Annotated in this window: 7 protein-coding genes; all 7 read right to left on the bottom strand. The window is 65.2% G+C overall.

Annotated features, from left to right (window positions below; all coding sequences use genetic code 11):
- Window positions 1-97 precede the first annotated feature (97 nt).
- Window positions 98-2,830, bottom strand: coding sequence for a helix-turn-helix transcriptional regulator (locus tag AC5RVB_RS06205; RefSeq protein WP_494142236.1), 2,733 nt, complete (start codon window positions 2,828-2,830; stop codon window positions 98-100).
- Window positions 2,827-5,637, bottom strand: coding sequence for a helix-turn-helix transcriptional regulator (locus tag AC5RVB_RS06210; RefSeq protein WP_494142237.1), 2,811 nt, complete (start codon window positions 5,635-5,637; stop codon window positions 2,827-2,829). The genes AC5RVB_RS06205 and AC5RVB_RS06210 overlap by 4 nt, the downstream gene beginning before the upstream one ends.
- Window positions 5,638-5,922: 285 nt before the next feature.
- Window positions 5,923-8,253, bottom strand: a complete 2,331-nt coding sequence (locus AC5RVB_RS06215; RefSeq protein ID WP_494142238.1) for a helix-turn-helix transcriptional regulator — start codon at window positions 8,251-8,253, stop codon at window positions 5,923-5,925.
- A gap of 419 nt (window positions 8,254-8,672) precedes the next feature.
- Window positions 8,673-11,372, bottom strand: coding sequence for a LuxR C-terminal-related transcriptional regulator (locus AC5RVB_RS06220; protein ID WP_494142239.1), 2,700 nt, complete (start codon window positions 11,370-11,372; stop codon window positions 8,673-8,675).
- 27 nt (window positions 11,373-11,399) lie between these two features.
- On the bottom strand, window positions 11,400-14,012 hold the full coding sequence (locus AC5RVB_RS06225; RefSeq protein ID WP_494142240.1) for a LuxR C-terminal-related transcriptional regulator: 2,613 nt from the start codon (window positions 14,010-14,012) through the stop codon (window positions 11,400-11,402).
- 431 nt (window positions 14,013-14,443) lie between these two features.
- A complete protein-coding gene (pth, locus tag AC5RVB_RS06230; RefSeq protein ID WP_227904253.1) occupies window positions 14,444-15,028 on the bottom strand; it encodes an aminoacyl-tRNA hydrolase in 585 nt (194 codons plus the stop codon).
- Window positions 15,029-15,034: 6 nt separating this feature from the next.
- On the bottom strand, window positions 15,035-15,643 hold the full coding sequence (locus tag AC5RVB_RS06235; RefSeq protein WP_227904252.1) for a 50S ribosomal protein L25/general stress protein Ctc: 609 nt from the start codon (window positions 15,641-15,643) through the stop codon (window positions 15,035-15,037).
- Between the last annotated feature and the right edge of the window lie 183 nt (window positions 15,644-15,826).

Consider the following 15,826-nt stretch of genomic DNA (forward strand, 5'->3'; position numbering starts at 1 on the left):
TGGTTGGGGCGCCGCGGCCTGCGCTGCGGGCGGTCTACCTGTATTCCTACCCACGTAGCGGCATCCTCACCGGGCTACCCCGTCGCGGCAGTAATGGCTACAGCAGGGACGCCGTCCGATGTCCGGGTTCCAGGGCACGGTAGGCAGATTCAAGGTCCGCTCGGCGGCTGATCCCCAGTTTTACGTAGATCCGGTAGACATGCCCCTCGACCGTCCGCTGGGAGAGTGTGAAGTGGGCGGCAATGTCCTTGGTGGTGGCACCGGACAGCAGCAGGTCCACGATTTCGTGCTCACGGCGGGTGAGCCGGACCAGATGCAGGGACGGGCTGAGATATGAGACAGTAACGCCCGCCAGTTCCTCTCTGCGCCGCCGCAGCTGCTGGATCAGGGCGCGCTGGCGGCGCAGGTTTCCGTGGTTGCCATAGAAACGGATGGCATGCCCGATGCTTTCTACCGCCACGAGGTATTTCTGTGCCCGGATTGCGTCCTCGGCGGCCGCGACCATCCGGTCCGGGTTGCCTGAGGCAACGGCAACGGCATAGGCATGCAGCGCCTGCGCTTCGGCACCGTCAAAATCGGCAGTCAGCTCGGCCAGACGCCCCACCTGGGTAAGGTCGCCAACGGCCAGGCATAGTTCCAGGATGTCCTTCTCGGTGCTGTGCAGTCCGCCTGCCCTGGCCTCTGCGGCAAGCGCAGCAAGCCGGCCGGAGGGCGGACCCTCGGTGGATTGTGAGGCTTCGGCTGCGGCGGCGTAAGCCCGGGCCGTGAGCCACAGATGCCGCGGACCGGTGTATCCGACTGTCGGAACCTGGGCCACGAAACCTGCCGCGGGCGTTCCGTCAGCCACCACGGTCGCAGCGTAACCGGCCAGGCCAAGGGCATACGGGAGCAGCAGTTCCGGATCGTTTTCCCGCAACGCTTCCACCGCCGGGCGCAGCTTCCGCAACCCGTCGTGGAGCCTGCCGCGGTGAATCTCAAGGGCCGCTTCGAATACACCCAGGCTGCCCCCGAGAAGGGTCAATTGGTGCTGGGGAACGGAATGCATCCGGGCAAGCAGCTGTTCCAGCTGGCCAAACCGGCCGCCATGCAGCATGGCCTGGGCCTGGCGGACGAAAACAAACCCGGCATACCCCTGCAGCTCTCCGCCTCCGGTATCCAGCATGGTCGCGGCGGCCGCGGCCTGTTGCAGGGCAGGCTCCACGTCCCCGCACGCGGTCAGGACCTCGGCGTAGAGGCCGTGAATCAATACCGCCAGTTCCGCCGCATCCGGCAGGAGGCCACCGGTGTCAAGGGCTGCAAGGAGGGTGTATGCCTGTTCGTACTCGCCGTCGAGAATCAGTGCGGACGCGTTGAGGACCTCCATGGACACCCGTACCTGCTCCGCTACGCCCGGGTCGTCTTCGGCCGGAGCCGAAGCGGTCTTCCACTTATCTGTCAGGGCAGTTAGTCCCTCGCCGGGCCCGCTGGTCCGGCTCAGCGCGCTGACGAACATCGCCCGGTGAAGGGTCAGCCGGTCCCACACGGCTGCTTTGTCCGCACTCATCCGCTTCCCCAACGCATCGAGCCGGTCCCGGGCCTGCCCGTAGCTGCCCTGCTTGGCGTGCGCGACGGCGAGCTCCACTTCGGCTGCGGCACGGAAAGGCACGGCGGTTATGGCGGCTGCGAAACGCTGTGCCCTGGCAGCGTCTCCTATCCCGTTCGCCGCCCGGGAGGCCGCAAGCAAATGCTCCCCGGGCAGCCGGTCTCCGCAGTCCAACGCCCATTCAGTCTGACGAAGCAGCGTACTGATGTCACCCGGGTTCATGGAGCTGCCCGGGGAACCCGGGGCGTAGCAGCCCAGGACCCGCGCGCGGATTTCCGCACTGCGGGCGGCCGGGACCAGGCTGCGGATGATCTCTTCGTGCAGGAGCTGAACCAAATGGGCGGATTCATCCCGGTCCGGCAGGATTTCCACAATGCCGTCGATCACCAGCGAACGGACGGCTTCGTCGTCGGCCACCGCCGACAGGACGGACCGTGGCAGCCGTTCGGCCAGTGCCAGGGTTTCAAGGACGTTCCGTTCAGCCGGGGTGCGGGACCCGAGCATGCTCTTCACCAGGTCTACCAGGGAGGTATCCAGACAGTCCGGCCTGCCCCGCAGGAACCAGGCTCCGTTTGCTTCAACCAGCCGCTGTTGCCGCTGGGCACGTCCCAGCAGCTCCTTGACGTACAGCGGATTGCCTCCGGAGATGCGGTTTAAGAGCGTGGTGGATGCCTGCAGTACCGGACCGCCAAGCACGCTGACGCAGAACTCGTGAACTGCCTCGTGCGACAGCGGGCCCAGGTCGATCCGCGCGAGCAGCCCGTCCCTGGCCAGGGAGAGCAGTTCGTGGATCCGGGGTGCCCGTGCCCGGGAAATGACCATCAGCCGGAGTTCGCCGGACATGGCAAGCTGGGTGAGCAGATGCGCGCTGGCCTCATCCAGGTATTGTGCGTTGTCCACCACCAGCAGTGTCTGCAGGCCGTTGGTTTCCGTCAGCCGCTGGAAGTGTGTCCGAACAGTCCGCAGGACAGTGAGCGGGGATTCCATCTCCGCCGCGGTGGCCCGGCCGAGGTAGGTGGACAGGATGCCGTAGGGCATCCTGGAGAGCACGGGACTGCCGCAGACGTAATAAGGGACCATGATCGAGGAAAGGCTCTCGGCCGCCTGCTCCGCGAGGGAGGACTTGCCAATGCCTTCGTCGCCAAGGAGTACGACGCCGCGCAGCCCGGGGTCCAGCAACCGTCCGGCGACCTCCGCGAGTTCGCGTTCACGTCCGAACAGCTGACGGCTCTGACCCCAGATTGTCATTTCTTTGCTCCTGCCTGTTCCGCAATGGTGCGGGCAAGTTCCCGCCTGCTGCCAACATGGAGTTTGGAATAGACCTGGTAAAGGTGCCCCTCGACCGTCCTGACCGAGATCCCCAGTTCTTCCGCGATTTTCTTGTTGCTTGTGCCGGCTGCCGCCTTGCGGGCGATGGAGCGCTCCCTGGCAGTCAGTGCCCCGAGGATTTCATCAGCAGCTTCCGCGGCCGTTTCGGGGCCCGTGGCCCTGCGGCTGCGGTGGATGAAGCGGACGGTTGCCCGGTCCCCCGCACCCGAGGCGATCCCCAGGGCATGTTCGGAGATTTCCCTGGCCAGCAGCTGATGCCCGGAGTTTCCTGCCATTTCGGAGGCCCGGAGAAGCAGCTGGGCGTCCGCATTGCCCAGTCCCTTTGCATAGCTTTCACAGAGCGCGGCGAAGTCCCCCTGCAGGCTTGCCGCCACGGACAGTACCTCGTCCAGGCTGTCCTCATCCCCCAGCCGCATGGCCGTCAGGCGGGCCAGCAGTTCATACGCATAGGCGCTGCGTTTATGGTCCTGCGCTGCAAGGGAAGCGAAGCGGCGGCTCCCTGTTTCCGTCCCCAGCGCTGCCTCAGCCAGAGCAGCGAAGTGCCTGGCACCGCGCCGTACGGTCCAAGGCCCGCCGTCGGCTGCGCCGCGTTGTATCTGCAGGTACTGGAGTGCCTCGTCCAACCGCCCGTCCATGGCGTGGCAGTAGGCGGCTGCAGCCGCCGCCAGGGGCAGGAACGCTGCCGGACCGCCCACCGCCAGCTGGTCTACCGCCGGAAGCAGGGCGGCGAGGGCCGGCTCGGGCCGTCCGGCGAAGGCATGAAGCAGTCCCTGCCCCAGTTCGGTATACGTACCCTCCATCCCCGCTGCCGCCGCGGAATCCAGCAACCGTTCGCACGCGTGCAGCTCCCCGGTGATCAGATAGGTGTGCAGGAGTTTGCCGGCCACCCGGGCATAGGTCCCGGCGCTGAGGCCGGCACCGGGCAACAACCGCTCCATCTGGGCAGCAAGTTCCACCGCGTCATCCTGGCGGCTGGTCATGCCCCATGCCTCGCACAGCCAGGCAGACCGGAGAATACGGAATTCAAGATCCGCGGCCGCCGTCTCCACCTCCTCGGAGGCCAGATAGGTCGCGTTATCCAGGAAACGCCCGTGGGCGGAGTGGCATTCTGCCCGGGTCAGAATCAGCTCGCGCCTCAGCTCCACGATGTCGATGCCAGGCGTCTTCCCCAGGGCGGTAATCTCGTCCTCCGCTTGAGAAAACAGGTCCGTGTGGCGCATCCGGGCGGGCTCTGCCGGTGCTGCTGCGGAGCGGGGATCCCGGAGCCCGGTGGCCTCGATACAGAGGACACGGCATTCTGCCAGCAACAGCCGAATCCGGTCACCGGCGTCGGGAGCTGCCTCGCTCCCCCGGTAACGGGAAAGGATACCCAGCGCAGCACCGTACTCGCCCTGCTCTGTTCGTGCCCGTGCGAGTTCCACGACGGCGCCCGCGTTCTCTTCCTGCGTATTGAAAGCGGCTGATAGCACGGCAACCGCGCTGTCGGGATTTCCCGCAGCTGTGGCCCGCCGGGCTGCGCGCACGGCGAGCTGGGCCGGCGGCACCTCGCCAATGGCCTCCAGCCAGCGGGCCAGGAGCACATCATCCAGGACGAATCCCTCGACGGTATTGAGGAAGGGAGCCAACTCTTCAAAAAGCCGGCGCTGCCGGGCCGGCCCCAGTCCGGACCGTAAGGAGCGAACCAGCACCGGGCTGCTGATTCTGACGTCAGGGACCGGGCGGATGTCCAGGGCAACCATGCCGTGTTCCTGCAGCTCGTCCAGTTCGGCGCTGTCCAGCTGCGCCAGGACCACGGGCAGCGGCAGCGAACCGGCCATGGAGAGCAGCTGCAGCAGCTGGGTCTGCGCTGCCGACAACCCGTTGAGGCTGTTGAGCACGGCCGAGGCGACACGTCCGCCGCGGATATCCTCCCCCGGCGCCAGCACCCAGCTGCCGTTGTGCATACGCAACCGCCCGGAGTCCTGGAAGTCGGAACTGGCCAGGGAGAGCAGCTGGGGGTTTCCGCCGGCATAGCCGTGTATAGCCGCAGCGGCGGCCCGGGACACTTTTCCGCCCAGCAGCGAACCCAGATAGGCGGCTGCCTCAAGGACCGTCAGCGGCTCCAGGTCTACCCTGGTGAGAATGCCATCCCGCCAGAGGCCCGTGAATTCGCCGGGGGCCGAACTGAAGTCACGGAAAGCCACCAGCATTCCGGCACTGCGGTTAAGCACCATCTGCGTGAGCACCATGGCGGAAAACTCGTCCAGTTCCTCGGCGTTGTCTACCGCCAAAAGCACGGGACGGCCGTTGGCGCGTTCCTTGATCAGTTCCGTGAGGCCGCGGAGGATCATCACCGGGTGGTTGGAAAGTTCGGGGTCCAGGTCCGAGAGAAGAAACGTTAATGCGCCAAAAGGCGTGCGCCCGGCGAACTCGGAGCCCCGGACCTGCACCACGAACGTCTCATCGCCCAGGTGCCGCAGAGCGTGCTGCATTACGGCCGTCTTGCCGATGCCGCTTTCCCCTACGAGCACGCATCCGGCACCCTGTGCCGTGCCGGCGAGGGACTGCAGCACCTCTTCGAGCACCCGTTCCCGGCCGACGACGGCGGCGCCCGCACCCGCGGTGGGCGTCTCATGAACAGCGGGACCGGAGGGAACAGCGGGTCCGGAGGCATCCGGTGCTCCGCTGTGGAGCGGGGCCCCGCCCGTGCGGCGGTGATGGGACTGGTGATCGTTATGTAGCTGCACTGTGAGACCTGTTTCTATCGAATGTCGGTGATATCCGGTTTCGTCAAATCAGTTCTGCCGGTTCGTTACCGGGTGGCCGCTGTGTTCCGGTTCCGTCCTGCGGACGGAACCGGCGATGCTGTCTGGCACCAGCGTATTAAGGCCTCCGCTGCAGTACATGAGTAGCCGTCCCTAGTTGCGCTACTCGGTTACTTGGGAATGGCGTTCAGGGACCGTGCATGATTACGTAGTTTGGGAGTGTGGATCACCCGGTAAACGGCTCTTCCGCGCATTCCCGGGATCGGTTCAGGTCTGCTGCCGCTCAGTTTTCAGGCACTCACGCAGTTCCGCGCGTCCGGATACACGTAGCTTTTGGAAGATTCGGCCCAGATGCCAGTCAATGGTCCGCGGCGACAGGTGCAGTGCGGTACCCAGGTGCGAACTGCTCCGGCCTGCGGCCGCACCGAGTGCGAGTTCCCGCTCGAACTCGGAAAGCTCCAGCAGGCGGTCCGTTACCGAGTTGGCAGCCAGCAGCATCCGGTAGCTAGCATTCTCTATCCGCCGTGCAGCCCGCAGCCCCTGGCGGTCGGATTGTTCCCGGGCACGCCGGGCTGCCCCGCCGGCTGCCTCGTAGGCAATGAGGAAGTGGCCCAGCACTGTCGCCGTTTCGGCTGCACTCAGCATGCATGGGACATCGGATTCGAGCAGGCCGCGGGCCAGATCCAGGTACATGTCTGCGGCCGTGCCGCTGCACCCGCGCACTTCCTCGCGGAGCATCTCTGCTGCGCCGCTGCAGCCCTGCAGCGCAGCCGCTGCCAATACCGGCAGCCTGGCCACCGTCTGCTTCGCACCGGCCGATGTACAGCTCCGCCCGCTGCGCTGATCCTGTAATCCCGCTGATTCAGCGGGCAACGACGCGCATCCGCCGGACGGTACGGTTACCGTGTCCGGGTCTCCGGCCATACCCCGGGCCGCGCAAAGCCCGGAGAAGCAACGAATGAGATTCGCTGCGGCGCCGGTGCTGTCCTCAGCGGCCCGGATTTTCCCTGCAACTGCGGCGACATCGAGGTAATCCAGTCCTGCCCGCCGGTCTTTCAGGAGGACACACGCGTATGCCGCAGCAGTTGCTGCCAACTGTGCCAGCTCGGGCGTTTCCTCCTGGTCAAGCTGGACGAGCGCCCGCTGCAGGTAATCCAGGGCGCGGTCTGCGCGGCCGCCCAGCACTTGAACCATTCCCTCGCACAGATCATTGCTGCCGAGAATTTCCATGCCTGAGAGGAACGAATCGGTATGTTCCAGCAGGCTGGCGGCCCGGCGCAGCTCACCACAGCTGAGGAAGATGTGGAAGAGCTCTGAGAGCACGCTCCGCTGCAGACCGGGTGCAGCAGGGTTGATCAGGACCGTGTCCAGGCACATGGACGCTGACCGTATTGCCTCAGACCATTGCCCGCAGGCCGCCAGCTCGCGTGCCGCGCGCAATACCGCCATAAAACGCGGTTCACCGGGGAGAAGCCCGAGTAATTGTCCTTCACGGCCACCGGTTCCCGGCGCAGCCCCGAATGCCCCGGACGGTGCCGCGATGTCCTCTCGGGAAGCGGAACGGCCGGCAATCCGGGCCCGGATTTCCGCTGCACGGCCGTGCGGCACAAGCGCGGCCGCTGCTTCGGCCAGCAACGGATCCTTGAGCCGCAGCGCACGCGGCTGCCCGCTGGCTTCAACGAGTGCGCTCTCCTCAAGCCGCTCAACCGCTGCCGGGTCAGCCAGACGCAGCAACACCTCCAGAGGGAGCCCGCCAGTCAGTGCAAGAGTCTCGACCGCCAGCCTTTCAGCGGAGCCAAGGGTGCCGGTTTCTGAATCGACCCGCTCAGCCAGCGTTCCGGCATAAGAGACGGAGCCTGTCCATACCCAGATACCCCTTCGTTTGAGGACCGTCCGTGCCAGGAGCTGTTCTTCAAAGAACAGGGCGGCCAGCCGCGGATTACCCAGGCTTCGTGCCTGCACTTCCATTAGCAGGCGGCTGGACACAGGCGCGCCGGCCATGCCCTCGAGCAGCAGCCGGGTGCCGCTTGGCCGCAGGGGAATGAGGTCTTCGCGGTGGACGGGGTCTCCGGCCCACCAGTGCACAAAATCTTCCGGGCAGGCGGCCACGTTCCGGACCGTTGCGAGCATTTGTGCACACCCCCCGCGGCAGAGCTGCAGCAGGATGGCTATGCTGACCGAGTCCAGGTCCTCTGCATGCTCTATCGCCAGGACAAGCCGGCCGCCTGCCGCCTTTTCCTCCAGTACCCGCCGGACAAACTGGAGCACGTAGACCGGGTTGGACAGTGTCTCCGGCGGCAGCTCGCTAAGCAGCCAGAAGAGACCGCCGAAGGGTTTTTCCGACAGGGACGCGGCCCCACGCAGGCGCAGCACGGAGTATTCCCCGCTGAGTTGTCCCAGGACACGGGCCAGGACCGCTGACTTTCCGGTTCCGGCCGCACCGGAAACCACCACGCTTTTACCGGCGGCCAGGGCATCCCCGGCTGCCGCAGCAGCACTTTGGACCTGCGGCAGCAGCTGTGCAGATAAGGGCGGAACCGACGCGGTCCGATCCTCACGGGTCGCGGTGCGGGCCATGGGGCGGCCGGCAAGATCCATCGATGGGCTCCATCTGTCCGCCGGGCCTGGATAGCGCCGGAGTACGTGTGTCCGGTAGTAAAGCGCTCGGGTGGCGATCTATGACACACCAATACGGAAAATAAGCGTCGGAAGAAGAGACAGAAGGAGCCGGCGGCGGCTGGGGGGACGCCCCGGTCTCAGAGGGCATCGACGCCGCCGGCTCCGTATGTGGGACTCGGGACGCCGAAGCAGCCTAGCGGTACGGCCTGGCAGTGTCTTGCCGTGACATTCACGGAGCCGTGACATCCGCTGTTACCCCCCGAACCGCGGATGTTCTTCAAAACGCTGCAGGCAGAACCGGTAGGACCGCGCCGGCTGAACCCCGAGTAACATTGCCAACCCTACGAAGTGCCCAATGGCTGCGCCCGAGTAAAACCTACTGGTGTTTTCCCGGCAGACTACTCGGGCTGCGACAGGGGCTTCCAGTCTGCCGCTGCGTCCTCCAGGGAAGGGAAACGTGCCCTGAGTTCCTCACGCCGGCTGATGCCCAGCTTCTCGTACGTCCGGTAAATGTGCCCTTCCACAGTCCTGACTGAGAGATTCAGCTGCCGGGCAATCTCCGCGTTGCGGTGGCCGGCCGCAACCAGGGCAGCAACATCGCGTTCCCGCCGGGTCAGTTCCGGCAATGGCGTGCGTCCGCTGCCCTGCCTGCCAACGAGGCGCTGAATGCGGTTCAGCAACGCCCTGTCATTGCCCTTTCGCGCCAACCGCAACGCCTCATACAGACACTGCCGGATAAGCAGCAGATCCATTTCAGGATCAGAGTCGGGACCCGCCGCCAACTCCACGAGGGCAGCCACATCCTGGTCGACGACGGCGCGCGCCACTTTGTTCAGGACAGGGGCCTGGGGGCCTTCCAGGCCTTCGGAGACTTTCAGCAACCGGGCGGCTTCCGAGAAATCACCGATCCGAAAGGCAAGATGCCGCAGGGTAAACTCAACCGCGCTGCAGGAGCGCTCCTGCGCCGCATCCGCAGCATCGCGCAGCCGCTGCAGCGAAGCATCGTCTGAATCCCGTGCTGCCAGGGCACCGGCAATCATGCCTTCGGCCAGCAGCTGGTATTGCAGCGGTCCCCGCGGCGGTGTGCTTTCGGCGCTACGAAGCAGCCGCCCTGCAAGCTCACGCTGCCCCAGCACCCCGGCGGCGAATGATCCCAGTGCCTGGGAGAGGCGAAGCAGTCCCTCGGTATCGTTGTCCTGCGCCGCCTCCGCTGCAGCGGTAAAGTGCCTGATGGCCGCGTCCAGCGAATTGGTACGCAGACGGGACAGCCCGAGCGCGAAGTCTGCAATTCCGGCCAGATGAAGCAGTGTCTGCTGCACCGGGGAATCTGCCGAGGCCACGCACTCCCGGACTTCCTCCCATTCACCGAGCCAGAGCAGGGCGGCGAGATGACGGTGTAGGACAAAGGGGCGGTAGAGCAGCGCACCCGGCGCCTCCATCTGCAGCATGGCCATCGCTGCCCGGCTGTGATCCAGTGCGGACCTGGACCGCCCGGTGGCCAGAAGGACCTCCGCAGTCAGCGCCTCAAGGAAGAGAATGCGCTCCTGGGCTCCGCTTTCGCGCGCCTGCTGCAGTGCCGGGGCCATTTCAAGTTCGGCCTCTGCATAATCCCCGTCCCTGACTCTGCCCAGCAGCAGAAGCATTTGCGCTCCCCCGTGTGCCTTGCGGACCACCTCGGCGGCGGAAACTCCGGGCAGGTGTTCAACGGCCCGCGTCCACCGTTCGGCCAGACCCACTGCCCAACCGTTTCCTGCCGCAGATCCCATGGAAAGGCGCACTTCCACCATCACCGCCTGTTTCAGGCTTTCCAGATCCGGTGCTTCTTCCAGCGTTCCCGCTGCCGCTGTTGCGGCAGCATCCGCGTCTCCCAGCTGCAGCAGGGCACGTGCCTTCTGTATCCGAGCCTGGACCTGCTGCGGTCCCCCGGCGGCGGCATCGGCCATTCGCAGTGCCAGGCGGGGGTTTGACCGGTTATTGGCGGCATCTGCAGCCTTCAACAATGCATCCGCCTGGACCGGGGCGCCCAGGTCCAGGGACCATGCGACCCAGCGCACCAGCCCTTCAGCTCCCACGCACACACCGGGCAGTACTTCCTGCAGCTGTTTATGCAACCTGGAGCTGCGGGCCGCCGGAACCATGCGGCGGATAACCTCGCCGTAAAGCGGATGCAGCGGCCGGAGCGCGGTGCGGCCGTCCTCTTCCGTTACCACTTGAATGAGAAGCAACTCCACAAGTGTGTCTACGGAACTGTGCATTTTCAATTCAAACGCAACGGACAACGGAAGCGGTTCAGCGAGGCAGATGGATTCCAGGGTGGCGCGGTCCTCAGCCGCCAAGCCTCTCAGCTGGGCTTTGACCAGGTCTCCCACCCTTCCACCCAATGGTGGCCCGGCGTCCGAAAGGACCCAGATTCCGTGCCGCTGGAGGAGTACGCCGCTTCGCACGGATTCCTCGATCAGTGCCAGCAGATACATGGGATTCCCACCGGTCAGGCGGGCCAGTTCTATGGCGGCGGTGGCACTGATCTGCCCCTGAAGTTCCTCTTCGCACAGCTGCTGGGTTTCGGCTTCTGTCAGTGCCGTCAGCCGGTGGCGGCTAAGCTGTCCGTCCCACATATGCGGAAGTACAGCGGATACGTCGGAGAATGCGCGTGTGAGGATCAGCAGGCGGATACGTCCGGCATCCAGCAGCTGTGCCAGGAGGTCCAGGCTCGGTGGGTCAATGTCATGGGCATCATCCACGATCACCACGGGTACTGTTTTTTCCGGAGTCCGGCCCGGACGGGCATGGAGATCAAGCCGCGCGGTCAGGGCACGCATAACCGCCAGCGGCGATCCTGTCTCCTCCGGTGCAAGGTCAGGCAGCAGGGCAGCAAGCGCACCGTATGGCACGGCCGTCAGGGCCGGGCTGGAGTAAACCCAGTACACCGGGGTTTCGGTGTTCAGCGCACGAGCCGCAGCAGCCCCGACAGCGGTCTTACCCAGACCCGTTTCGGCCGCGACAACGGCGCCGTACCCACCCGGACGCCGGAGACTCTGAAGCACGGCGGCAAGAACATCATCCCTGCCTGCCAGTGACCGCAGGTTCGACCCGTGCATTCCCATTCCCCCCCCCCAACGTCGGCTTCAGGCCAGAACTTCGGCAAGCTCGGCACGCCCGGAGACGTGGAGCTTGGCAAAGATCTTGCCCAGATGCCACTCGATGGTTCGAGGAGACAGGTTAAGCTCCCGGGCTATTTGCGAAGTGGTCGCCATCGTAACCGCACGATGCGCAAGATCAGCTTCAAATTCGCTCAATTCTGCCAGCGTTTCCCTCTGTCCCCCGGCATGTTCCATCCGGCGAAGGCTTGAATTCGCCAGGTCTCTTGCTGTCCTTGCCAGCCTGCGGTCCTCCTCCGCGGTGCCCGCGGACAATAGTTCCGCTGCCGTCCGGGCAGCTGCCAGACACAGCTGATGCTGCCCCAGGCCGCCAAAACCCCGGGCCGCCGCGGTCAAACGGTCCGGATCGGCCTGAAGCAGGCCCGCCGCATATTCCCGCAGCAGCGTGCCGAAGCGCCCGTGGGTATCCCGATGCAGCCGGAGGATCGCGGCTGCTGCCTCCCGGTCGCCAAACCGCAAGGCCGCAGCCAGGAAATGCAGGGCATATGCGGTGTTTCCCTCTCCCTCGGATTGGATCGCCTCCGTCCGCAGCAACCTGCAGCAGGTTTCACGGTCGAGGTCCCCGGCAAGGATGGAGAAATACGAGATCTGAAAGCGCCGGAAACTATCGGGCAAAAATTTTGGCCGGTGTGACTCGGCGGGTTCCCCGGCCTCAGCGGAGTTCTGCCCCTGTTGCCGGTGGATCCACGCGGTCAATGTTCTTGCCAGCGGCATCATGTCCCGGGGATCGTGGACGGCAAGCTGACCGACACCGCCCGCAAGTGCCTCGGCTGCAGCGGCACGCTGGCCTTTCCAGACCGCCAGCAGTGCCTGCGCCAGTTCACCGGCGCTGCCATGATAGGAGGGCCGGATGCCGGCCTCATCGAAGGCCCGGACAAATTCGGCGGCCCGCTCGAGCTCGCCTGCAAGCAGATAGGTGTCGAAAATGCGTGTACAGACCTCTTCTGAACTCCTCGCGGTCACCGGATACTCCAACGGGGCGCCAAGTCCTTCGACTATTTCCAAGGCCTCATGAAGTTGACCGGACAACGCCAGGGTGTTCGCTTGGAGGACGCGCACCTGAATCCGGGTCGATGGACTTAGCCGGCGGTCTGCGGCCAGTTGTGCCAGTTCTGTATGGACCCCGCCGGGGTTTCCGCGGTCAGCTGCGAGCGAGGCTTTCACCAGCACTGCCGCTGCCTCATGATCCGCGGTATCTCCTGCTTCCGGACGAGTTGCCTCGATCGCTGCCAGTACCGGTGCGGGGTCACCTGCGCCGGGCAGCCGGGACAGCGCCCGGGCATGCAGCAGCAGGAGCGGAACGTAGCTGCTCCTCCTGGCGGGATCGAGCCGCTGTTCGATCCCCTGGAAAACGCGTACCGCTTCCTCCAGATCGCCGAGGGCATAAAGGGCACGGAGCTCTTCGAGCACCAGTTCCTGGCCGCGCACATCAGACGGCACCGCCCGTGCAAACCTGAGGGCGGACCGCCCGTCGGCGTTGTTGTTGGCTTCATATGCGGCCCGACGGGCATCATCCGGTGCCGGCAGTTCCCCGCAGGCCATGGTCCATGAAACGTAGGACACCAGCTCCGCCGGCTCCATTGCCGCGGGATCCATCAGGGAGGAAACCTCCTCCCACAGGTGCCGCTTCCGGCCCGGAGCCATACTCTCGGCAATGATGCTCGCGCCGGTTCCGGCAGCAAGCGCTACCCGCGGACCCCGGCCGCCAACCTCTATAACCTGCTGCTCTTCAAGCAGGTCGATGACGCTCGACGGAACCAGGCCCAGGGCCGTGGCCATCGGCATGCCGGCGCACAGCGCAAGGATTTCCACGAACCTCCGCTCCCGGGCATCGAGCCGGTCCAGGACCGTGTCCACTACTTCACTGATATCTCCCGTGGGGATAAACGGGGCGGTCCGAACCCAGACACCGCCCCGGTTCATCAGGGTGCCGGACAGCACCTGCTGCCCGGTCATGAGCCGGATGTACCTGGGGCTTCCCTCCCCCTCGCGCCACATTGTCCCTGCTGCAAGCGAGGAGACCGTGCCACCGAGCATCTGCTGCATCAGGTCCCTGGTCTGCCGCTCCGAAAGCGCCTCCAGCTCCAGGCGCTCCAGCAGCCCCTCGCTCCAAAGATCCAGCAGCTCATCCCCGGCCTCCCATCTGAGGGAGGCCGCTGCCAGTACCGCAATGCTTCCCCGCCGCAGCAGCTGGGACAACACCATGCAGGTTGACCGGTCCAAACGATCGGCGTTGTCTACAGCAAGCAGGACCCTCAGGCCCCGGGCCTTCGCAGCAAGACTCCGGCTCAGCTCCTGCAGGAGCCGGAGGGGGTTGTCTGCCACCGATTCGGGAAGCTCACTGATCAGGACGGAAAGAGCGCCGTAGGGTGTCTGCGCCGAAATCGCGCTCCCCCGCAGATACACGATGTGGAAATCGGCCTGCAAGCGATCCGCTGCAGCCCGGAGGAAGGCGGTCTTGCCGACGCCTGCACGGCCCAGAATGATGGCCCCTGCGCCGCCTGCAGTCAGGCTTTCGCACAGCTTGTCCAACGTGGCGGCGCGTCCCACCAGGTCAGCGACATTAGACGCATTCTTCATGGGTCAGCCCCAGCCCCCAAAAACGCTAGCGAGACATCCGGATCACGGATTCAACAGCTATCGGTAGCTACCGGTCAGTATGCTCAGTGGCTTGGAGCATACGCCTGCGCCCGTGCCACGTCTAGATACAAACGCATGTTCCGGGGGAGGAAACCGACGTCCTGCAAAGCACACCCGCAATAATCCCGCCAAGGCGGTGCGTTAAGGGATGGACTAAAGGCGGCGCACTAGGAGACGGTGTTAAAGGGACCGGCGCCGGGATGGGGGTGGCCCAGTCTCGGAGGCCTCCCGACGCCGGCCCCGCTTTGGGAGCCCTAACGGCTGGTTCCATTTTAGGCCCCGTTACAGAAGCGAAACAATGGCCGGGCGGACTTCCGGGCGCTGGAAAACTACCCCATTCTCTGCTGCCGGCTACCTACGCCGCGACGGCGTCAGGCGCTGGTGTGAAACTTCTGCTGGGCGGCGGTCAGCCCTTCGGAAAGGAGCAGCTCAACTGCGTCCGCAGCGTCGCCTACCAGGAAGGGAAGTTCCTTTGCCTCCGTGCCGGAGAAATCCTTGAGGACATAGTCGGCAGTGTCCATACGTCCCGGAGGGCGGCCGACGCCCACACGGACCCGCAGGTAATCCTTGGTACCCAGGGCTTTGCTCATGTCGCGCAGTCCGTTGTGTCCGCCCTCGCCGCCGCCGCGCTTGAGCTTGATGGTGTTGAACGGAATGTCTATCTCGTCATGGACTGCGACAATCTGCTCCGGATCAATGTCGAAGAACTTTGACAGGGCGGAGACCGGTCCGCCGGAGAGATTCATATACGTCAGCGGCTTGGCCAGGACCACCCGCGGGCCGCCGATCCCCAGCCTGCCTTCAAGAATCTGGGCACGTGACTTGTGGGATTTGAACCTGCCACCCATGCGTGCGGCCAGTTCATCCAGAACCATCTGACCGACATTGTGCCGGTTACGGCTGTAGCCGGGCCCGGGGTTCCCGAGCCCGGCTACAAGCCAGGTGTTGCTGCTCACGCGGTATTAGTTCTCGACAACTTCCGGGGCCACGTCGCCCTCGGCCGGGGCGTCAGCGGACTCGCCCAGATCCTGAACAGTGGACTCGGAGATGTTGATGACCATGGTCTCGGGATCAAGCAGCAGCTCGACGCCGGAGGGCAGCTGCAGGTCCTTGGCGTAGATGTGCTCGCCGGCGGTGCGGCCTTCGATGCTGACGACGATGGTCTCCGGCAGGTTGGTGGCGTCTGCGGCAACCAGGACGGTGTTGGCTTCCTGGTTGAAGACGGCCGAGCCCGGGGCGAGTTCGCCTTCTACGTGGACATTGACCTCAACCTCGACCTTTTCGCCCTTGCGGACGGTCAGGAGGTCGATGTGCTCGATGATCTGCTTGATCGGATCGCGCTGGATGTCCTTGGCCAGGGCCAGGTGGGACTCGCCGTCGACGTCGATCTCCAGCAGGGCGTTGGAGGTGCGGACTGCCAGGGTGGTGGCCTTGGCGGGCAGCAGGATGTGCATAACGTCGGCACCGTGGCCGTAGATGACAGCGGGGATCTGGCCGGCGACGCGGGCCTTGCGGGCCGCTCCCTTGCCGAAGTCGGTGCGGGTGGTTCCTGCGAGCTTCTGCTCAGACATTGCTACTCCTGTATGTGGTGTTCCGTGGGTGCCGTGTCGGCTGTCCATGGGCGTAGGCGCCGGTTTCGGAACAGTGCACCGTACAGCATGCGGAACGGGGGAATCCGGTCCCTGTACGGTCAGAAGTTGCCAGCCACCGTCGATAACGGAGTCCGCCCGGATTCTTCCGGGCCGCTCCCTCGC

This window comes from Arthrobacter sp. Y3225209 (genome assembly GCF_059090685.1).

Excerpts from the sequence above, each read along its gene's own strand:
- AC5RVB_RS06235 (WP_227904252.1), bottom strand. The coding sequence starts at position 15,643 with ATGTCTGAGCAGAAGCTCGCAGGAACCACCCGCACCGACTTCGGCAAG.
- AC5RVB_RS06220 (WP_494142239.1), bottom strand. The coding sequence starts at position 11,372 with ATGCACGGGTCGAACCTGCGGTCACTGGCAGGCAGGGATGATGTTCTT.
- AC5RVB_RS06215 (WP_494142238.1), bottom strand. The coding sequence starts at position 8,253 with ATGGATCTTGCCGGCCGCCCCATGGCCCGCACCGCGACCCGTGAGGAT.
- AC5RVB_RS06205 (WP_494142236.1), bottom strand. The coding sequence starts at position 2,830 with ATGACAATCTGGGGTCAGAGCCGTCAGCTGTTCGGACGTGAACGCGAA.
- AC5RVB_RS06225 (WP_494142240.1), bottom strand. The coding sequence starts at position 14,012 with ATGAAGAATGCGTCTAATGTCGCTGACCTGGTGGGACGCGCCGCCACG.